The 18,523-nt window shown below is 68.4% G+C and carries 21 protein-coding genes; 6 read left to right on the top strand and 15 right to left on the bottom strand.

From position 1 onward, the window contains the following. Positions 1 to 135 precede the first annotated feature (135 nt). From FNM00_RS16165 to FNM00_RS16185, 5 genes are all read right to left on the bottom strand, one after another. Positions 136 to 417 carry a GNAT family N-acetyltransferase gene (locus FNM00_RS16165; protein WP_143914578.1) on the bottom strand — a complete coding sequence of 94 codons (282 nt, stop codon included), beginning with the start codon at positions 415 to 417 and terminating at the stop codon, positions 136 to 138. A gap of 148 nt (positions 418 to 565) precedes the next feature. Continuing rightward, complete coding sequence (gene purQ, locus FNM00_RS16170) at positions 566 to 1,234, bottom strand: phosphoribosylformylglycinamidine synthase subunit PurQ (protein ID WP_143914579.1); 669 nt, start codon at positions 1,232 to 1,234, stop codon at positions 566 to 568. Continuing rightward, complete coding sequence (gene purS / locus FNM00_RS16175) at positions 1,231 to 1,479, bottom strand: phosphoribosylformylglycinamidine synthase subunit PurS (RefSeq protein WP_143914580.1); 249 nt, start codon at positions 1,477 to 1,479, stop codon at positions 1,231 to 1,233. The genes purQ and purS overlap by 4 nt, the downstream gene beginning before the upstream one ends. A 191-nt stretch (positions 1,480 to 1,670) precedes the next feature. Next, positions 1,671 to 3,224: a long-chain-fatty-acid--CoA ligase gene (locus FNM00_RS16180; protein WP_143914581.1), complete on the bottom strand. Its 1,554-nt coding sequence runs from the start codon at positions 3,222 to 3,224 to the stop codon at positions 1,671 to 1,673. A gap of 102 nt (positions 3,225 to 3,326) precedes the next feature. Continuing rightward, positions 3,327 to 4,187: a phosphoribosylaminoimidazolesuccinocarboxamide synthase gene (locus tag FNM00_RS16185; protein WP_143914582.1), complete on the bottom strand. Its 861-nt coding sequence runs from the start codon at positions 4,185 to 4,187 to the stop codon at positions 3,327 to 3,329. A gap of 59 nt (positions 4,188 to 4,246) precedes the next feature. Here FNM00_RS16185 and FNM00_RS16190 point away from each other — a divergent pair, with 59 nt between their 5' ends. Continuing rightward, a complete protein-coding gene (locus tag FNM00_RS16190) occupies positions 4,247 to 4,804 on the top strand; it encodes a maltokinase N-terminal cap-like domain-containing protein (RefSeq protein WP_143914583.1) in 558 nt (185 codons plus the stop codon). A 139-nt stretch (positions 4,805 to 4,943) separates the two neighbouring features. Here the strand turns inward: FNM00_RS16190 and purB are convergent, their stop codons facing one another. From purB to purD, 3 genes are all read right to left on the bottom strand, one after another. Continuing rightward, positions 4,944 to 6,362 carry an adenylosuccinate lyase gene (gene purB, locus FNM00_RS16195; protein ID WP_143914584.1) on the bottom strand — a complete coding sequence of 473 codons (1,419 nt, stop codon included), beginning with the start codon at positions 6,360 to 6,362 and terminating at the stop codon, positions 4,944 to 4,946. Positions 6,363 to 6,550: 188 nt separating this feature from the next. Beyond that, complete coding sequence (locus FNM00_RS16200) at positions 6,551 to 7,564, bottom strand: adenylate/guanylate cyclase domain-containing protein (RefSeq protein WP_246065205.1); 1,014 nt, start codon at positions 7,562 to 7,564, stop codon at positions 6,551 to 6,553. A gap of 195 nt (positions 7,565 to 7,759) precedes the next feature. Continuing rightward, complete coding sequence (purD, locus tag FNM00_RS16205; RefSeq protein WP_143914585.1) at positions 7,760 to 9,019, bottom strand: phosphoribosylamine--glycine ligase; 1,260 nt, start codon at positions 9,017 to 9,019, stop codon at positions 7,760 to 7,762. Between the two features lie 72 nt (positions 9,020 to 9,091). Here purD and FNM00_RS16210 point away from each other — a divergent pair, with 72 nt between their 5' ends. Then, entirely contained in the window at positions 9,092 to 9,472 is a 381-nt protein-coding gene (locus tag FNM00_RS16210) for a VOC family protein (RefSeq protein WP_143914586.1), read from the top strand. A gap of 133 nt (positions 9,473 to 9,605) precedes the next feature. On the opposite strand, the gene FNM00_RS16215 is transcribed toward FNM00_RS16210, so the two are convergent. Then, the gene (locus FNM00_RS16215) at positions 9,606 to 10,889 is read right to left on the bottom strand and encodes an adenylosuccinate synthase (RefSeq protein ID WP_143914587.1); all 1,284 of its coding nucleotides are present in this window, start codon (positions 10,887 to 10,889) and stop codon (positions 9,606 to 9,608) included. Between the two features lie 123 nt (positions 10,890 to 11,012). Between FNM00_RS16215 and FNM00_RS16220 the strand changes: the two genes are divergently transcribed. Then, a complete protein-coding gene (locus tag FNM00_RS16220; protein WP_143914588.1) occupies positions 11,013 to 11,891 on the top strand; it encodes a diacylglycerol/lipid kinase family protein in 879 nt (292 codons plus the stop codon). A gap of 104 nt (positions 11,892 to 11,995) precedes the next feature. On the opposite strand, the gene FNM00_RS16225 is transcribed toward FNM00_RS16220, so the two are convergent. Beyond that, on the bottom strand, positions 11,996 to 12,400 hold the full coding sequence (locus FNM00_RS16225) for a DUF3151 domain-containing protein (protein WP_143914589.1): 405 nt from the start codon (positions 12,398 to 12,400) through the stop codon (positions 11,996 to 11,998). Positions 12,401 to 12,572: 172 nt separating this feature from the next. Between FNM00_RS16225 and FNM00_RS16230 the strand changes: the two genes are divergently transcribed. Further along, positions 12,573 to 13,088 carry a GyrI-like domain-containing protein gene (locus FNM00_RS16230; RefSeq protein ID WP_143914590.1) on the top strand — a complete coding sequence of 172 codons (516 nt, stop codon included), beginning with the start codon at positions 12,573 to 12,575 and terminating at the stop codon, positions 13,086 to 13,088. 34 nt (positions 13,089 to 13,122) lie between these two features. Here FNM00_RS16230 and fbaA read toward each other — a convergent pair whose 3' ends face one another. Together fbaA and FNM00_RS16240 are read right to left on the bottom strand one after the other, a co-directional pair. After that, entirely contained in the window at positions 13,123 to 14,142 is a 1,020-nt protein-coding gene (fbaA, locus tag FNM00_RS16235; RefSeq protein ID WP_143914591.1) for a class II fructose-bisphosphate aldolase, read from the bottom strand. A gap of 75 nt (positions 14,143 to 14,217) precedes the next feature. Continuing rightward, positions 14,218 to 15,573 (bottom strand): FAD-dependent oxidoreductase, encoded by a 1,356-nt coding sequence (locus FNM00_RS16240; protein ID WP_143914592.1) that lies wholly within the window; start codon positions 15,571 to 15,573, stop codon positions 14,218 to 14,220. A gap of 94 nt (positions 15,574 to 15,667) precedes the next feature. Between FNM00_RS16240 and FNM00_RS16245 the strand changes: the two genes are divergently transcribed. Next, on the top strand, positions 15,668 to 15,895 hold the full coding sequence (locus FNM00_RS16245) for a DUF433 domain-containing protein (protein WP_143914593.1): 228 nt from the start codon (positions 15,668 to 15,670) through the stop codon (positions 15,893 to 15,895). 55 nt (positions 15,896 to 15,950) lie between these two features. After that, on the top strand, positions 15,951 to 16,277 hold the full coding sequence (locus tag FNM00_RS16250) for a DUF5615 family PIN-like protein (RefSeq protein WP_143914594.1): 327 nt from the start codon (positions 15,951 to 15,953) through the stop codon (positions 16,275 to 16,277). Here the strand turns inward: FNM00_RS16250 and FNM00_RS16255 are convergent. From FNM00_RS16255 to FNM00_RS16265, 3 genes are all read right to left on the bottom strand, one after another. Next, positions 16,274 to 16,891: a TrmH family RNA methyltransferase gene (locus FNM00_RS16255; RefSeq protein WP_143914595.1), complete on the bottom strand. Its 618-nt coding sequence runs from the start codon at positions 16,889 to 16,891 to the stop codon at positions 16,274 to 16,276. The genes FNM00_RS16250 and FNM00_RS16255 overlap by 4 nt on opposite strands. Continuing rightward, positions 16,888 to 17,529 (bottom strand): orotate phosphoribosyltransferase, encoded by a 642-nt coding sequence (gene pyrE / locus FNM00_RS16260; RefSeq protein ID WP_143914596.1) that lies wholly within the window; start codon positions 17,527 to 17,529, stop codon positions 16,888 to 16,890. The genes FNM00_RS16255 and pyrE overlap by 4 nt, the downstream gene beginning before the upstream one ends. Before the next feature lie 122 nt (positions 17,530 to 17,651). Next, positions 17,652 to 18,308, bottom strand: coding sequence for a sortase (locus FNM00_RS16265; protein WP_221933783.1), 657 nt, complete (start codon positions 18,306 to 18,308; stop codon positions 17,652 to 17,654). Between the last annotated feature and the right edge of the window lie 215 nt (positions 18,309 to 18,523).

The raw sequence follows: 18,523 nt of genomic DNA on the forward strand, positions 1-18,523 counted from the left end.
TCGAAGAAAGACATCATCCGCTGCCTCAAACGACTCATCGCCCGCGAGATCTACTACGTCCTCACCGCTGACCACGTCGAGCCCAGACGCCTCACCCTCGCCGCTTGACATCCATAGGAGCATCCCCGCGAGATGTCACTCCGCCACGAGGTCGGCGTACTCGGTGTGCTTCTCCAGGAACTGCTTGACATAGGGGCAGGTCGGGCGGATCCGCTGCCCGTGTGAGCGGATGTCCTCCAACGTCGCGGTCACCAGCTGACTCGCCAAGCCCTGTCCTTCGAAGCGCTCGTCGATCTCCGTGTGGGGCAGGGTCACGACATCGCCATCGGGCTGCGCGACGAGATACCCGCCGAGTTCACCGTCGACGTGGATCTCATACCGCTGCTCGGACTCGTTGTGGCTGACCTCAGTGCTCATGCTTCGAGCCTAGGACCGCATCGCTCGTCGTGCAGCGGTGCGATACCGCCAGTGAGCGGTGACTTACGCACCTCTCACGCCGCGTGAGAGGTGCGCACGTCACCGCCCAACCGGGCGAGAGGTGCGCACGTCACCGCCCAGGAAGGGGTCAGGCCAGGACGGTCTGCAGGACCGAGGTGAAGAAACCGAGGCCATCGGTGCCGGGGCCGCACAGGTCCTCGACCGCGTGCTCGGGGTGTGGCATGAGACCGACCACGTTGCCGCGCTCGTTGGTGATCCCGGCGATCTCGTTCATCGAGCCGTTCGGGTTCACACCCACATAGCGCGCGACGACCCGGCCGGACTCCTCCAGTTCGCGGATCGTATCCGGCGCGGCCACGAAGCCGCCCTCGCCGTTCTTCAAGGGGATGGTGATCTCCTGGCCGGCGGAGTAGTCGCGGGTCCAGGCGGTGTCGGCATTCTCGACGCGCAGCACCTGATCGCGACACACGAAGGTGCGGTGATCGTTGCGGATGAGTGCGCCGGGCAGGAGATGCGACTCGCACAGGATCTGGAAGCCGTTGCAGATGCCGAGCACCGGCAGACCGCCCTTGGCCGCCTCGATCACCTGCTCCATGACCGGAGCGAAGCGCGCGATCGCACCGCAGCGCAGGTAGTCGCCATAGGAGAAGCCGCCGGGCAGTACGACCGCGTCGACACCCGCGAGGGTGTGGTCTCCGTGCCACAACGCGACGGGCTCCCCGCCGGCGATCCGCACCGCGCGGCGAGCGTCACCGTCGTCGAGCGACCCCGGGAAGGTGACGACACCGACCTTCACGCGCCGGCCTCCACCCGCACCTCGAAGTCCTCGATGACCGGATTGGACAGCAGGGTGCCTGCGATCTCGCGGACCTCGTCGAGGGTGGCGGCGTCCGTGTTCGGCACCTCGAGCTCGAAGCGCTTGCCCTGCCGGACATCGGTGACCGAGGTGAAGCCGAGCCGCGGCAGCGCACCGTGGACGGCTTTGCCTTGGGGGTCGAGGATCTCCGGCTTGGGCATGACATCGACGATGACGCGGGCCACGGGCGCTCCCTGGAACGACGGACGGGGTGACGGTCCGAGTGTATCGGGCTCGCCGGACACCGCCGTCGCGGACCGACGATGATGCAGTGAGGTCGCTCCAGCAGCCCCGATGCATCACCATCGGTCCCCACCGAGGCGGAAGACGATGCGTCGTGGTCGCCATCGCCACCACGACGCATCATCGTCGCGACTCAGCTGAGTTCGCGTTTGAGGATTTTACCGGTGGAGGTCATCGGCAGCTCGTCGCGGAACTCCACGATCCGCGGGTACTTGTACGCCGCGAACTGCTCCTTGCCCCACGCGACCAGCTCGTCCTCGGTGACCTCGACACCCGGCTCACGCACCACGACCGCCTTGACCTCCTCACCGTGGGACTCATGCGGCACGCCGATGACCGCGACCAGCGACACCGCCGGATGCGTCATCAGCACCTCCTCCAGCTCACGCGGATACACGTTGTACCCACCACGGATGATCATGTCCTTGCTGCGATCGACGATGAAGTAATAACCGTTCTCGTCACGACGACCCAGATCCCCAGAACGGAACCACTCACCATGGATCGCCTCCTCAGTCGCGGCCGGGCGCTTGTAATAGCCCTTCATGATCCCGTGACCCTTGATCGCGATCTCACCGATCGCCTCAGGATCATCGGCAATCTCGTTCCACTCGTTGTCGATGAGCTTCATCTCCACCCCCTTGACCGGCCTACCGATCGAACCCACCACCGGCGGCTTACCCCACGGCGAGAACGAAGCGACCGGCGAGGTCTCCGACAGGCCATAACCCTCCAGGATCGTGACACCGAACTTCTCGGCGAACTGCCGGTGGATATCACCAGGCAGCGCCGCGCCACCAGCGGCCGCCACCCGCAGATTCCTGGCGATCTCAGCGACATCGACCGTCTCATCGAGCGCACCCAGCAGACCCCAGTACATCGTCGGCACCCCGGCGAAGAAGGTCACCTTCTCACTCAACAGCAGCCTGATCGCCGGCTCGGCCTCGAAACGCGGCAACATCACCATCGTGCCGCCATACAGCAGACAGCCGTTCTGGATGACCGTCTGCCCGAAGATGTGGAACAACGGCAGCACCGCCAGATACGTGTCCGGGTTGTTCTCATCGGCCTGGAAGGTCGACTCGCCCAACGCCGCGTTGTCGTACATGTTGCGGTGCCGCAACTCAGCACCCTTGGGCTGACCCGTGGTCCCCGACGTGTAGAGGATGACCGCCGTGTCATCGTCATCGCGCGCCACCGACTCGAAGACCGGCGACTGCTCGGCGACCAACGGGGCGTAATACTCCGGTCCCTCCAACGGCGCCGGAGCCGCCGAATCGAGCTTGATCAAGAAGAAGTCCTTGACGCCCTCGACCTGACCGAAGCCCTCCCACGCGTTGTCGCCGATCGGCACACCCGGCGCGCCCTCGAACGCGAAATACGCCTTCGCATCCGAATCATCCAGGTGATAGGCAACCTCACGCGCGGTCAACAAGATATTGAGCGGCACCACCGTGGCACCGGTCTTCAGAATACCGAAATACACGATCGTGAAGTACGGCAGATTCGGAATCGAGATCGCGACCTTGTCACCCGGCTCAATACCGCGCGACACCAACAAATTCGCGACCTGATTCGCCGCGCCGTCGACCTGCGCATACGTCAAACGCGTATCGCCGAAAACAATCGCAGTACGGTCGGGATACTTCTTCGCCGATTCCTCGAGGATGCGAGACAGATTGGCCACGGTGGTTCTCCCTGTGATCAGTGACAGTGACGATGTCACGTTCACTGTAACGGGAGTCTCACCCGGGCTGTCCAGCGAGTCCGTCCGTGGGTCGTCGGCGAGCTACCAGGTCTGGCCGGTGAGACGCTCGAAGGCCTCGATGTAGCGGGCGCGCGTGCGTTCCACGATCTCGTCGGGCAGGCGCGGCGGGGGCGCCTCGCCACGACGGTCCCAGCCGCTCGCGGACGAGGTCAGCCAGTTCCGCACGATCTGCTTGTCGAAGGAGGACTGCGCGCGGCCCGGCTCCCACTCGTCGGCCGGCCAGAAACGGGAGGAGTCCGGCGTGAGCACCTCGTCGGCGAGCACGATGGTGCCGTCCTCCCGGGCACCGAACTCCAGCTTGGTGTCGGCGAGGATGATGCCCCGCTCGCGAGCCGTCCGCTCGGCCAGGTTGTAGATGCCGAGGCTGAGATCGCGCAGCCGGGTGGCCGCCTCCTGGCCGATCGTCGCGGCGACCTGCTCGAAGCTGACGTTCTCGTCGTGCTCACCGAAGGCGGCCTTGGTGGCCGGGGTGAAGATCGGCTCCGGCAGCCGGTCGCCGTCCACCAGACCGGCCGGCAGCGGCACACCGCAGACCTCGCCGGTGGCCTGATAGTCGGCCAGGCCGGAACCGGTGAGGTAGCCGCGGACGACGCACTCGACGGGGAACATGTCCAGCTTCTCCACGAGGAGTGCCCGACCGGCGACCACCTCGGGCACCTCGGTGCTGACCACGTGATGGGGGACGAGTGGGCTGAGCTGGTCGAACCACCACAGCGACACGCGCGTGAGGATCTCGCCCTTGTCGGGGATCGGAGGCTCGAGACTGAAGTCGTAGGCGCTGATGCGATCGGAGGCCACCATCAGGTAGTGGTCGCCGTAGGAGTACAGGTCGCGCACCTTGCCCGAGTGGACGTGGGTCGCGCCGGGGATGTCGAGGGCCACGTCGACACCCTACCGGCGGGGGCCGCCCGCTGACCCGGCGCGCGTGACAGCATGAGGAGATGGCCATCGTTCATCCTGACGCGACCCTCACCCCGAGCAAGCACGAGCTGCTGAGCGCCTGGCTGCCGACGACCTCGTGGTGGCCGAGCACGGAGCCGGTTCCCTCCTTCGCCGCCAACCTGCGCTTCGACGACCCTGCGGGACAGGTCGGCATGGAGCTGCAGCTGCTGCCCCTGCCGGTCGCGGGGCGGTTCGCGGTGGTGACCCTGACCTACCGCGACGCGCCTCTGGAGGGCGCCGACCTGATCGGCGAGATGGAGCATACGGCGCTGGGACACCGCTGGGTCTACGACGGCTCGACCGATCCCGTCTTCCTCGCCGAGATCGGAGCGGTCATCGCCGAGGGCCGGGGTGGCTCGGCGCTTCAGCTGCGCGATGGCACGGCTCTCGACCGGCCGGCGACGCTGGCGACCGGGCGCGGCTCGGGCACCGGCACGGGCGATCCGCAGATCCCTCGCTTCGTGCCCGCCGACCTTCCCGACTCGGCCACCGGCACCCTCGAGGCGTCCTGGGACGCTCACCCGGACCCGGTCGTGGTCGCCTGGCTCACCGCCTGACGCGAGTCCCAGGGCGGTGGGTTACGCACCCCTCCCTCGATTCAGCGGTGACCTAGGCACGTCTCAGCTGCCGTGAGGGGTGCGCAGGTCACCGCCTACCGGGCCGAGAGGTGCGTAAGTCACCGCCCCCGGGGAAGGGTCAGAGGATGTCGCCGGGCGTGTAGGCGGCGGCATCGGGATGGGCCTTGAGGACCGCCGCGATGCGCGCGACGACCTCCTCGACCTGCGACCGGGCAGCGCCGGTGAACTCGATCGGCTCCGCGACGAGGGCATCGAGATCGGCCTGGCTCAGCCCGAGCCGCGGGTCGCTCGCGAGTCGCTCGAAGAGATCGTTCTCGGACGTGCCCTGCTCGCGCATCTCCAGGGCCACGGCGACGGCGTGCTCCTTGATCGCCTCGTGCGCCTCCTCACGACCGACACCATGGCGGACGGCCGCCATCAGCACCTTGGTGGTGGCCAGGAAGGGCAGGTACCGGTCGAGCTCGCGCTGCACGACCGCCGGGAACACGCCGAACTCGTCGAGCACCGTCAGGAAGGTCTCGAAGAGGCCGTCGGCGGCGTAGAAGGCGTCGGGCAGCGCGACGCGGCGCACCACCGACTCGGAGACATCGCCCTCGTTCCACTGGTCGCCGGCGATCTCACCGACCATCGAGGCGTAACCGCGCAGCACGACCGCGAGGCCGTTGACCCGCTCGCACGAGCGCGAGTTCATCTTGTGCGGCATCGCGCTCGACCCGACCTGGCCGGGCTTGAAGCCCTCCGTCACCAGCTCGTTGCCGGCCATCAGCCGGACCGTCGTGGCGAGATTGGAGGGGGCGGCGACGAGCTGCACCAGTGCGGTGACGACGTCATAGTCCAGGGAGCGCGGGTAGATCTGCCCCACGCTGGTGAAGCGGTGGTCGAAGCCGAGGTGCTCGGCGACCCGCTGCTCCAGCTCGGCGAGCTTGTCCTCCTCCCCGAGCAGGTCCAGCTGGTCCTGCGACGTGCCGACGGGGCCCTTGATACCGCGCATCGGATACCGGTCGACGACCTCCTCGACCCGCTGCAATCCCACGAGAAGCTCGTCGGCGACGGTCGCGAAGCGCTTGCCGAGGGTGGTGGCCTGCGCGGCGACATTGTGGCTGCGGCCGGCCATCACCAGCTCGGCGTGCTCGGACGCGAGCCGTCCGAGGCGGGCGAGGGTGGCGACGGCCTTGTCGCGCACGATCTCCAGCGAGGCGCGGATCTGCAGCTGCTCGACGTTCTCGGTGAGGTCGCGCGAGGTCATGCCCTTGTGGATGTGCTCGCTGCCGGCAAGCGCCGCGAACTCCTCGATCCGGGCCTTGACGTCGTGACGCGTCACCCGCTCACGCGCGGCGATCGAGTCGAGGTCGACCTGGTCGACGACGGACTCGTAGGCCTCGATCACGCCGTCCGGGGTCTCGACGCCCAGATCGCGCTGCGCCTTGAGCACCGCGATCCACAGCTGTCGTTCGAGGCGGATCTTGTGCTCGGGGGACCAGATCTCGGCGAGCTGGTCGGAGGCGTAGCGGGAGGCGAGAACGTTGGGTGCGGTCACTCCCCCAGTATCGCAGCTGCGCTCCGCCGGGCGGAGCGGTGTTCGTTCCGGTCACGCCGGAGCGGTGACGTATGCACGGCTCGAAACGATGGTCGGTGAGTCATCCCGCACCCGAGGCGCGAAGGTGCGGGGTAGCTCACCGCCCCGGGCGAGATGCGTATCCCACCTCCCAGGGAGACCCCCAGTGCTCAGTTCGCGGGCTCGACGCGCTTGAGCGACCAGAGGTGGAGGTGATCGTAGCCCTTCACCGAGATGCGACGGGCCCGGCGCAAACGCCACCGCTCCTCATCGGCCTGCAGCTGACCGGCCAGGTCGTCGTCGACCAGCACCCGCCCGGGTCGCGCGGCCGAGGTCAGGCGCGCGGCGAGGTTGACGGTGGAGCCGAACAGATCGCCGAGCCGGGCGACGACCGAGCCGTACGCCATTCCCACCCGCACCTCGGGGAACCGCTCGTCGTCCTCGGCGCGTTCGACGAGCCGCTGACCGAGCTCAGCGGCCTCGGGCGCGCTCTCCAGCACGAACATCGCCTCGTCGCCGATCGTCTTGACCACCTGTCCACCGTGCTCGACGACGAGTTCGGTGGTGACCCGCTCGAACCACTCGACCATGTCGCCGAGCTCACGCGCGTTGAGCTGGCGGCTCTGCGCGGTGTAGCCGACGATGTCGACGAAGCCCACGACGACCGGCACGTCGCCTCCGGAGGCGACCTCTCCGAGCGCGATCCGGCTCGCGGCGGCCAGCAGGTGCCGACGCCATACATAGCCTTGGAGCGCCTCGACGGTCGGAATGACCTCGGCGAAGGCGTCGATCGAGGTCGGCTCCTCCTCGCCTTCCGCATCGGCGGCGAGCGCGGCGAGCATCACCCGGATGTGCCAGTCGGCCAGCCGCGCGAAGGTCCGCCCCGTCGACCGCACGAACTGCGGGAGCCGGTCGCGGTCGAGGACCCCGAGCTCCACGAGCCGCTCGGTCAGCCGCAGCGCCTCGACATCGGCGGGCAGGAAGCCGGGCTCGTCCTCGGCGACGGCGGGGAAGCCGAGATGGCGCCACAGCGCGTTGGCGGTGTCGAGGTCGACCCCGGCCGCTTCAGCGACCTCGGACTGTCGCAGGGTCGGCTCCCCGTCGAAGAGGAACTGCGCGGCGACATCGATCAGCAGCGACGGATCGAAGGCATGTCCGTCGCCGCGGGGGTCCTCGGTGCTCACGAGGACGATGCTAGTGGTCGTGCCGGCCCGGCGGCGCCCGTCTCGCGCTCGCACGACAGACCGATGATGATGCGTTACGGCTGCCGGGGTGACCCGAACGCATCACCAACCGTTCCCGCCCGGACGGAAGACGATGCGTTGCGGCTGCCGGAGCGACCCGAACGCATCACCATCGGTCCGCGGCGCGGGAGAACGTCAGAGGGTGATGTCGCCGCGCTCGGCGGCAAGGGCGATATCGGTGCGGTGGTGGGCGCCGCGGATGGAGATCCGGTCGACACCGGCGTAGGCGCGCTCGCGGGCCTGTCCGAGCGAATCGCCCACGGCCGTGACCGCGAGCACGCGTCCGCCGGCGGTGACGAGTCGGCCGTCGCCGTCCTCCGCCGTTCCGGCCTGGATCACATCGACGCCCTCGATCTGATCGGCCTCGTCGATGCCCTCGATGACATCGCCCTTCACCGGCGACTCCGGGTAGTTCTCAGCCGCGACGACGACCGTCAGCGCTGCGCCCTCGCGCCACTGCGGGAGACCCACCTCACCGAGATTCCCTTGCGCGGCCCCCATGAGCAGCGCCGAGATCGGCGTCTCCAGCAACGCGAGCAGCGCCTGGGTCTCCGGGTCGCCGAAGCGCGCGTTGAACTCCACGACGCGCACGCCCCGGCTGGTGAGGGCGAGACCGGCGTAGAGCAGGCCCGAGAACGGGGTGCCGCGCGCGGCCATCTCCTTGACCGTGGGGATCAGCACCCGGCGGGAGACATCCTCCACGAGTCCGTCCGGCGCCCATGCCAACGGCGTGTAGGCGCCCATGCCGCCGGTGTTCGGTCCGTCGTCGCCGTCATAGGCCCGTTTGAAGTCCTGCGCAGGCTGCAACGGCAGCACCGTCTGACCATCGGTGATCGCGAACAGGGAGACCTCGGGGCCGTCGAGGAACTCCTCGATCACGACCCGGTCGCAGGAGGAGGCGTGCGCCTCGGCGGCCGCACGGTCTTCGGTCACCACGACGCCCTTGCCCGCGGCGAGGGCATCGTCCTTGACCACATAGGGCGGTCCGAAGGCGTCGAGCGCCTCCGCCACCTGCTCGGGGGTCTCGCAGAGCCGCGCGAGCGCCGTCGGCACCTCGGCCGCCGCCATCACCTGCTTGGCGAAGGCCTTGGAGCCCTCGAGCCGAGCCGCCTCGCGACTCGGGCCGAAGCAGGCGACCCCGGCCTCACGGACGGCATCGGCGACCCCCGCGACGAGCGGCGCCTCAGGTCCGACCACGACGAGATCGATGCCGAGCGACGACGCGAGAGACGCCACCGCGGCCCCGTCGAGAGGGTCGACATCGTGCAGCTCGGCCACCCGCCCGATACCGGGATTGCCGGGCGCGGCATGCACCTCGGTGACGTGGGGATCGCGGGAGAGTGCGAGCGCGAGGGCGTGTTCGCGGCCGCCGGTGCCGATGACGAGCGTCTTCACGGGTCACCAGCCTACGGGGCTTCCCCTCCGGCACCGTCAGGAGTTCACTGGGAACAGGCGGAAGGAGCTCTCATGGCCACTCGACTCATCCCCTACCTGCACTTCGACGGCACGGCCCGCGAGGCGATGGAGTTCTATCGATCGGTCTTCGGCGGGACGCTCGAACTGGCTCGCTATGCCGACATGGGCGCACACGATCCGGCCGATGCCGAGCGGATCATGCACGGTGACCTCGCCACCGACCACTTCGAGCTCATGGGCAGCGACGTCCCGACGGGACAGGCCGCTCCGAGGCCGCCCGCGCACGGCGTGGCCGTCTCCGCCGAGGACAGTCCCCAGTCGAGGGAGTACGTCGAGCGGCTGGCGGAGGGCGGCACCGTGATCGTCCCACTCGAGACCGCGCCCTGGGGCAATGCCTTCGGCATGGTCATCGACCGCTACGGCATCGAGTAGATGGTCAACCTCGCGCCCTCCTCGTAGAGGTAGCTGGTCAACCTCACTCAGGCCGTGGCGGTAGCTGGTCAACCTCACTCAGGCTCGATGAGGTTGACCACCTACCGCTGCCGGCCGAACCGCGGAGCCGAGATCAGAGGAGGTCGTGGACGACGATCGTCTCGTCGCGACCGGGACCGACGCCGATCGCCGAGATGCGCGCGCCGCTCATCTTCTCGATCGCCGTGACATAGCGCTGCGCGTTGACCGGAAGGTCGTCGATCGTGCGAGCCCCGGAGATGTCCTCGCTCCAGCCGTCGAAGTACTCGTAGATCGGCGTGGCGTGGTGGAACCCGGTCTGCGTCATCGGCATCTCGTCGACCCGCTCGCCGTCGACCTCGTAGGCCACGCACACGGGAATGCGGTCGAAGCCCGTCAGGACGTCGAGCTTGGTGAGCACGAAGTCCGTGAGTCCGTTGATGCGAGCGGCGTACCGGGCGATCGGCGCGTCGTACCAGCCGCAACGGCGCGGACGCCCTGTGGTGGTGCCGAACTCGCCGCCGTTGTCGCGCAGTCGCTCGCCATCGGCGTCGAAGAGCTCGGTCGGGAACGGCCCCTCGCCCACACGCGTGGCGTACGCCTTGACGATGCCGATGACGCGCGTGAGCCGCGTCGGCGGGATGCCCGAGCCCGTGCAGGCGCCGCCGGCGGTGGCCGAAGAGCTCGTCACGAACGGGTAGGTGCCGTGATCGACATCGAGCAGCGTCGCCTGGCCGGCCTCCAGCAGCACCGTCTGATCGGCATCGAGCGCGTCGCCGAGCAGCAGCGACGTGTCGGCCACCATCGGCCGCAGCCGGTCGACATAGCTCAGCAGCTCGTCCACGACCTCGTCGACCTCGACCGAGCGCCGGTTGTAGACCTTGGTGAGGATCTGATTCTTCAGCTCCAGCGCACCCTCGACCTTGGCGCGCAGGATCTTCTCATCGAAGAGGTCCTGCACCCGCACGCCGAGCCGGTTCATCTTGTCGGCATAGGTGGGCCCGATACCGCGCCCCGTGGTGCCGATCTTGCGACTGCCGAGGAACCGCTCGGTGACCTTGTCGAGCGTGCGGTTGTAGTCGGCGATCACGTGGGCATTGGCGGACACGACCAGCTTGGAGGTGTCGATCCCGCGCGCCTCCAGACCGTCGATCTCCTCGAACAGCACGCCGAGGTCGACCACGACGCCATTGCCGATCACCGGCGTGCAGCCGGGACTCAGAATGCCGCTGGGCAGCAGGTGCAGGGCGTACTTCTGGTCACCGATGACGACCGTGTGTCCGGCATTGTTGCCGCCGTTGAACTTGACCACGTAATCGACCCGGCTGCCGAGCAGATCGGTCGCCTTGCCTTTGCCTTCGTCGCCCCATTGGGCACCGACGATGACGACTGCGGGCATGGAGTTGCACCACCTCAGGGCATGCGGAAAGCCCCGCGTGGGGCCCTTACCCCCGTATTCTAACGAAAGGCCGGGTTCGGCCGGACGGTCCGCCATCGCGAGGCCGCGTAGGCTGGCGAGACCATGCCCCGCCTCCTCGCGATCACCAACGCCTCCGCCGGCACCTCGACCACCTCGTCGATCGATGCCGCCGTCGAGGTCCTCTCCCGTGTCCACGAGGTCGACACTGTCGCGACCGGCTCGACCGACGAGCTCGACGCGGCCCTCGCCGAGCGTCCCGATCTCGATGCCGTCGTGGTGTTCGGTGGTGACGGCAGCCTGCATGCCGTCGTCGACGCCGTCCACCGCGCCGGACGGTTGGACGATCTCGCCGTCGGGCTCGTGCCGCTCGGCACCGGGAACGACTTCTCCCGGACGCTCGGGCTCCCTCTCGATCCCGCGGCGGCCGCGGAGCGCATCCTCGGGTCCGAAGGCCGGCGCATCGATCTGCTGGAGGACTTCGGCGGTGCCGTCGTGGTGAACGCGGCGAGCATCGGCCTGGGTGCCGAGGCGGCCGTGCGCGCGAAACGCTACAAGAAGCGGTGGGGGCCCCTCGGGTACGCGATCGGGGCCGCCAAGTCGGCCTTCGTTCCCGACGCCAAGGTCGAGGTGAAGATCGATGGGCGTCCGGTGCGACGCCGGCACGGGCACATCACGCAGTTGTCCGTGGGCAATGGGCGTTTCGTGGGTGGCGGGACCGATCTGTTCCCGACCGCCGAGATCGACGACGGGCAGATGGACGTTCAGGTCGTGTTCGCCCACACATTGGCCGGACGCGCCGCCTACGTCGTGCGTCTGTTGACTCGCACGACCGACGAGTCCCCGCTGGTGCACTACGAGCGCGCGCAGCGAGTGGAGGTGCACGGGGAGGGCCTGCGGTGTACGAGCGATGGAGAGATCAGCGATCCGTGCCCTGATCACACCTGGCAGATCCTACCCGGCGCCCTCACCTTCCTCGCCTGAAGGCTCACCTCCGCGGCGGTAGGCCATCAACCTCATCGCGCGTCGATAACGTTGCCGGCCTACCGCCCCAGGACGGGAGAGGTTGCTGGCCTACCGCTGCCGGCTCAGCCGACGAGGACGGCGTAGCCCTCGGGACTGGACTCGCGCAGGAACTCGCGGCAGCGATGCGCCTCGGCCTCGTCGCCGAGCCGCTCCGAGGCAGTCGCCAGGGCCGCGAGCGAACGCAGGAAGCCGCGGTTCGGCTCGTGGGACCACGGCACCGGGCCGTGCCCCTTCCAGCCGTTGCGGCGCAGCCCGTCGAGGGAGCGGTGATAGGACGTGCGAGCGAAGGCGTAGCCCTCCAGATCCCGATTCTCCGCGAGCGCCTCGGTGGCCAACAGCGCCCAGGCAGCCGTGGAATCGGGATGGGCCGTGGCGACCTCCGCGGGCGTCGATCCGGCGGCGAGAGCATCGGCTCCCGGGTCGGCGGGCAACAGGGTCTCCGGCGGTTCTCCGAGCAAGTTGGTCATACCCAGAACCTAGGCCGTGCCTGGTCATCCCGGCTCCTGGGGCGCTGCCCGGCGACGTGGCCGGCCGGTGCGACCTCCCCCCGCACCCGGGCCGGCCAGGGTGCGGCCGACGCTGTACCGCGCGACTGTCGGTGGATCGTGTCAGGGTTGGAGCGACGACGAAGGAGACCCCATGCTGCCCCTGACTCCCGGCCCGCTCCACGATGTGACCTGGTTCGACACCGAGCGCGTGCCGCTCGCGATGGCGATACACGAGCGGGTCACGATGGACGTCCTGCGCGATCTCTTCGATGCCACGTACTCGGCGATCGGCGGTGCGATCGCCCGGGGTGAGCTCACACCCGCCGGTCCCGCGCTCGCGCTGTACCGCGGCGACCCGCGCGGCACCTTCGACATCGAGATCGGCTTCCCGGTCCACACACCGTGGGCCGGGCCGGTCGTCGCGGACGGCATCACCATCGTGGCGAGCGAGTGGCCCCCAGGGCCCACTGTGGCCGTGAGCCATATCGGCGGCTACGACACCCTCGAGGCCAGCTGGGAGCAGCTCGCGGCGGTGGCCTCGTCCTCAGCCAGCGGCGAGCCCGTCGCGCTCGGCGAGCTCTACGTGACCGAGCCGTCCCCGGAGGCCGACCCGGCGACGCTGCGCACCGATCTCATGATCGCGGTCGAACGCACGAAGGGCCGGTGACGCCCCAGCGTCCCCGGCCCCTCGTGTCGTCGGATCAGAGCTTGTTGCCGGCCGACCGCAGGTTCTGGCTGGCCTCCAGGACGCGCGCCGCCATGCCGGCCTCGGCGGCCTTGCCCCAGGCGCGCGGGTCGTACATCTTCTTATTGCCGACCTCGCCGTCGATCTTCAGGACGCCGTCGTAATTGCGGAACATGTGGTCGACGACCGGCCGTGTGAAGGCGTACTGGGTATCGGTGTCGACATTCATCTTGATGACGCCGTAGTCCACCGCCGCCGAGATATCCTCGGGCAGCGAGCCCGAGCCGCCGTGGAACACGAAGTCGAAGGCCCGGTCGGTGCCGAACTCGGCGGCGACGGCCTCCTGGGCGTTCTTCAGCACCTCGGGACGCAGCTTGACGTTGCCGGGCTTGTACACGCCGTGCACATTGCCGAAGGTCAGTGCCGTCAGGTAACGGCCCTTCTCGCCGAGGCCGAGCGCGCGGACCGTCGCGAGGGCGTCCTCGGTCGAGGTGTAGAGCTTCTCGTTGATCTCCGCCTCGACACCGTCCTCCTCGCCGCCGACGACGCCGATCTCGACCTCGAGGATGATGCGGGCAGCCGCAGCCTTCTCGAGCAGCTCCTGCGCGATCTCCAGGTTCTCGTCGAGCGGCACGGCCGAGCCGTCCCACATGTGCGACTGGAAGTACGGCAGGCCGCCGCCTCGGACGCGTTCGGCGGAGGCCTCGATGAGCGGGCGGACGAAGCCGTCGAGCTTGTCCTTGGGGCAGTGGTCGGTGTGCAGGGCGACGTTGATCGGGTACTTCTTGGCAACCTCCTGCGCGAAGGCGGCAAAGGCCAGCGATCCGCTCACCATGTCCTTGACCGTGGGGCCGGAGAAGTACTCCGCGCCGCCGGTGGAGACCTGGATGATGCCATCGGACTCCGCCTCGGCGAAACCGGCGAGCGCGGCATTGAGGGTCTGCGAGCTCGAGACGTTGATGGCCGGGAAGGCGAACGAGTCGCGCTTGGCCTTGTCCAGCATCTCGGCGTAGATCTCGGGAGTTGCGACGGGCATCAGTTCTCCTGGTGTCGAAAGCGGGCGCTACCGCCAGTATTCCAGCCCGCTGGTGCCTCGCTCGCCCTGGACCGGTCAGAGCAGTTTGTAGGCGGCGCGGACGGCGACGTGCAGGGGCGACCAGACCGACGAGAACGGCGGGGCGTAGGCGAAGTCCAACATGATGAGGTCGTCGACCCGCATCCCGGCAGTGATCGCGGTCGCGGCGGCGTCGATGCGCAGCCCAGCGGTCGGCCCGCCGACGATCTGGACACCGCGGACCTGCCGGGTGCGACGGTCGGCCAGCAACCAGACGGTCATCGGCTCGGCCCCCGGGTAGTAACCGGCCCAGGTGGTGGTATCGATGGACACGCTGACCGTGTCCCACCCCAGCTTCTCTGCCTCGGCGGTCGAGACACCCGTGCGGGAGATCTCCAGATCGCAGAAGCGGGTGATGAAGGTCTGGACGACTCCCGGGAACGACCACTCGGGCTCGCCCCCGAGGATCGCGGCCTCGATCCCGGAGGCCGCGACCATGCCCTGTTTGTTGGCGTGGTCGCCCAGCGGGAGGTGCAACAGTTCGCCCGACTGACGGTCCCGGACGGCTGAGCAGTCCCCGGCCGCCCAGATCCCGCGTGCGCGATCGGCGCACTGATACTCGTCGACGACGATCGCGCCCTTGGGCCCCAGGGGCAGTCCCGCCTCCCGGGCCAGCTCCGAGCGCGGCGTCACCCCGAAGGCGAGGATCACCAGATCGGCGTCGAGGACGGTCGAGTCGTCGAGTTCCACGCCCGTCACCCGGCCGTCCTTGGTGCGGAACCCCGTGAGCCGGCGATTGCCATGGAAGCCGATCTGCCTGGCAGCCATCTGCTCGTGCACCCGCTCTCCCACGAGATTCTCGAACTGGGCGAGGGGGAACTCGGTGGCGCTGATGACCGTGGTGTCGAGACCGAGTCTCAGGCAGGCCTCGGCCATCTCCGTGCCGATGAACCCGCTGCCGGCGACGACGACCTTCTCGGGCTTGCGATCCAGCTGGCGCAGGATCTCCTGCCCCTGCGGAATGGTGGTGATGGGCGCGATGCCCTCGGCATCGGCACCCTCGACCTCGGGCCACACCGGTTCAGCACCGGTCGCGATGAGGAGATGGTCGTAGCTCAGCTCTCCGTCGGTGGTGGTGAGCACCTTGGCATCGGCGTCCAGCAAGGTGGCGGTGGCCCCGAGGCGCAGGTCGATGCCGTTCTCGCGGTGTTCGTCGGGCGACCGGGCAATGAGGTCGTCACACGACTCGACCTCGCCGGCCACCCAGTACGGCAGTCCGCACGCCGAGTATGAGGTGAACTCGCCCCGCTCGATCACCACGACCTCGTCCTCGTCACCGAGACGTTTGACCAGTGCGGACGCGGCCGTCATGCCGCCGGCGTCACCCCCGACGATCACCACACGAGAACCCATGCCCCGAGCCTAGGTGGAACCCGTCGAGGCTGGGCTGCGTGATCCCGTCGTCAGCAGATGAGAAAGCTGGCGATCCCGGCGTAGACTTTCGGCTATGGCATTCGAGCGGATCCAGGTCGATCCGAAGAAGATGGGCGGTGTGCCCATCATCCGCGACCTTCGCATGCCCGTTGCGACGGTCGTCACGATGGTGGCGGACGGGCGCACGACTGAGCAGATTCTCGCTGACTTCCCCGAACTCGAGGCCGAGGACATCAGGCAGGCTCTCCGCTTCGCGGCCGCCACCTTGAACGAACGGCATCTGCCTCTTCTCACTGCATGAGACTGCTTCTCGACCAGAATCTGCCCTGGCAGCTCCGAGGTCTTTGAACGGATCGGTGTTCGATGTTGTCGACACGCGAAGCCTCGGCCTACAGCGAGCAGACGACGAGGAGATCGTCGACGTCGCCGCGGAGGAGAACCGCACCATCGTTTCTGCCGACACCGATTTCGGCACCATCTTGGCGACACGCCAGGCGCAAAAGCCCTCCTTCGTGCTCCTTCGTCGAACACAGGGTCTGTCACCCGAGACCATTGCCGCAGTGCTTGCCTCGAATCTGCCGGCGTGTGCAGTTGAGCTGCACGAAGGTGCAGTCGTGGTGATCAGTGACGAGGTGGTGCGTGTGAGGTCCCTGCCGATCGCCCTCAGCACACCATCGAGCTAGGCGGAACGGGTGACGGCGTGCTGGCGGATCCAGGCGTGCATCGCGATGGCGGCCGCGGCACCCGCGTTGATCGACCGGGTCGAGCCGAACTGCGCGATGGAGACGGTGCGGTCGCTCGCCGCACGCATCGCCTCGGTGATCCCGGGGCCCTCCTGGCCGAAGACCAGCACACAGGCGCGCGGCAGCTCCGTCGTCTCGAGGGGCACCGAACCCGGCAGGTTGTCGACGGCGATCAGCGGCAGTCCCGCGTCATGCGCCCACCGCGCGAGGTCCTCCACCCCGTCGTGGTGCCGCACGTGCTGATAGCGATCGGTCACCATCGCGCCGCGCCGGTTCCAGCGCCGCTTGCCCACGATGTGCACCTCGCGCGCGGCGAAGGCATTGGCCGTCCGCACGATCGAGCCGATATTGAAGTCGTGCTGCCAGTTCTCGATGGCCACGTGGAAGTCGTGACGGCGCGCGTCCAGGTCGGCGACGATGGCCTCCATCGTCCAGTACCGATAGCGATCCACGACATTGCGCCGGTCGCCGTGCCCCAGCAGCTCCGGATCGAATCGAGGGTCATCGGGCCACGGACCCTCCCACGGTCCGACGCCGATCTCGGCATCGCTCACGCGGCGCCGTACTCCTCGCGGTACGTCCGCATCGCGTCCAGGCGCTCGGCGAAGCGCGCGGTCTCCTCGAGATAGGCGATGATGTCGTCGAGCGTCACGATCGCACGGACCGGGACGCCGCGGGTGCTCTCCAACTCGGCGATCGCCGACTGGTCGCTCGTGCCGCGCTCCTGGCGATCGATGGCCACCACCACGCCCGCGGGTTGCGCACCGACGCCGCCGAGGAGATCGAGCACCTCGCGGATGGCGGTGCCGGCGGTGATGACATCGTCGACGATCAGCACCCGTCCCTCGACCGGAGCACCGACGAAGAGCCCACCTTCACCGTGATCCTTGATCTCCTTGCGATTGAAGGCCCAGGGGACGTCACGGCCCTCGTCCGCCAACCCGATCGCCGCGGCCGAGACGAGCGGAATCCCCTTGTATGCCGGCCCGAGCAGGACATCGAACTCGAGCCCGCTCTGCGCGATGGCCGCGGCGTAGAACCGGCCCAGAGCCGCGAGCCGGGCTCCGGTGTCGAAGCTCCCGGCGTTGAAGAAGTACGGCGAGGGACGTCCGGACTTCAACGTGAACTCGCCGAATCGCAGGACATCGTGCTCGATGGCGAACTCGATGAACTCGCGCTGATAATCGTGCATGGGCTCAGCCTAGTGATGTGTGGAGACCGCTCCGTCCGGTGACGGCGGTATCGCGAGTGGTGCCATCGTGCCCGCGGCAGCTCGCGGCAACCGGAGCAGGGTGCCGGGGACACCCGCAAAGGTCAGCCGGCGTCGCTCTTGGTCTGCACGTCCACCAGCTCGCCGACCGCGACACTGCGGTCGTCGGTGTGGAAAAGCTCCGAGCACGTCAACAGCGTCACGAGCTTCTCGGTGGGCTCGACGCCGGCGGCATCCGGCGACGGCACCGGCTGCAGCGGCCACGTGGTGCGGAAGTCGACGCGGGTCGCATCGCCGTTGTCGCGGAGCCGGTAGGTGAAGATCTCGGTGCGCGTCTCGACGATGATGTCGTCACCCGCTTTGAGATCGAAGAAGTGGCGGAACGGCTCGCCATGCGTGACACGGTGGGCGGCGAGCACCAGATTGCCGACCTCGCCCGGCTTGGCGCCCTCGGGGTACATGCCGATGCCCTTCGCGAAGGTGGGATCGTCGAAGCCGAGGAGGATCGGCACCTCGTAGTCGGCACCGAATCGCGGAACCCGCAACAACCCCTCGCCCTTGATCTCCGTGGCATCGTCGCCGCGATCCCAGTCCTGGACGATCGTGGTGCGCAGCGACTCGTGCTCCTTCTTGGCCAGCCAGGTGGTACCCCAGTACTGCCAGGCCACATAGCCGAGCACGGCGAGGCCCGCGATCACCAAGGCGAGGCCGAGGGCCCCGAGAGCGCGGCCCGAGCGGCGCGAGGTCGTCTGCGTCGTCACCATGTCAGTCTCTCATCTCGGGCCTAGGTCGTGTTGCGGAAGTCGGCGTGATTAGCCCGGGCGGCATCCGCGCCCGGCTGACAAGGCCGAGGACCGAAGCCATACCAGGTGTCGTCTCGCGAGGGCCGAGAACGCCGTCAGACGGGATGCAGGGTCGTCCGGGCGCCACGCGGACTTCCGCAACACGGCCTAGAGTGGGTACTGTTCGCTTCCGG

The organism is Aeromicrobium piscarium (assembly GCF_007421815.1).
Taxonomy (GTDB): Bacteria; Actinomycetota; Actinomycetes; order Propionibacteriales; family Nocardioidaceae; genus Aeromicrobium; species Aeromicrobium piscarium.

Excerpts from the sequence above, each read along its gene's own strand:
- FNM00_RS16190 (WP_143914583.1), top strand. The coding sequence starts at position 4,247 with ATGGCCATCGTTCATCCTGACGCGACCCTCACCCCGAGCAAGCACGAG.
- pyrE (WP_143914596.1), bottom strand. The coding sequence starts at position 17,529 with ATGCACGATTATCAGCGCGAGTTCATCGAGTTCGCCATCGAGCACGAT.
- FNM00_RS16210 (WP_143914586.1), top strand. The coding sequence starts at position 9,092 with ATGGCCACTCGACTCATCCCCTACCTGCACTTCGACGGCACGGCCCGC.
- FNM00_RS16225 (WP_143914589.1), bottom strand. The coding sequence starts at position 12,400 with ATGACCAACTTGCTCGGAGAACCGCCGGAGACCCTGTTGCCCGCCGAC.
- FNM00_RS16215 (WP_143914587.1), bottom strand. The coding sequence starts at position 10,889 with ATGCCCGCAGTCGTCATCGTCGGTGCCCAATGGGGCGACGAAGGCAAA.
- FNM00_RS16230 (WP_143914590.1), top strand. The coding sequence starts at position 12,573 with ATGCTGCCCCTGACTCCCGGCCCGCTCCACGATGTGACCTGGTTCGAC.
- FNM00_RS16245 (WP_143914593.1), top strand. The coding sequence starts at position 15,668 with ATGGCATTCGAGCGGATCCAGGTCGATCCGAAGAAGATGGGCGGTGTG.
- fbaA (WP_143914591.1), bottom strand. The coding sequence starts at position 14,142 with ATGCCCGTCGCAACTCCCGAGATCTACGCCGAGATGCTGGACAAGGCC.
- FNM00_RS16165 (WP_143914578.1), bottom strand. The coding sequence starts at position 417 with ATGAGCACTGAGGTCAGCCACAACGAGTCCGAGCAGCGGTATGAGATC.
- FNM00_RS16240 (WP_143914592.1), bottom strand. The coding sequence starts at position 15,573 with ATGGGTTCTCGTGTGGTGATCGTCGGGGGTGACGCCGGCGGCATGACG.
- FNM00_RS16220 (WP_143914588.1), top strand. The coding sequence starts at position 11,013 with ATGCCCCGCCTCCTCGCGATCACCAACGCCTCCGCCGGCACCTCGACC.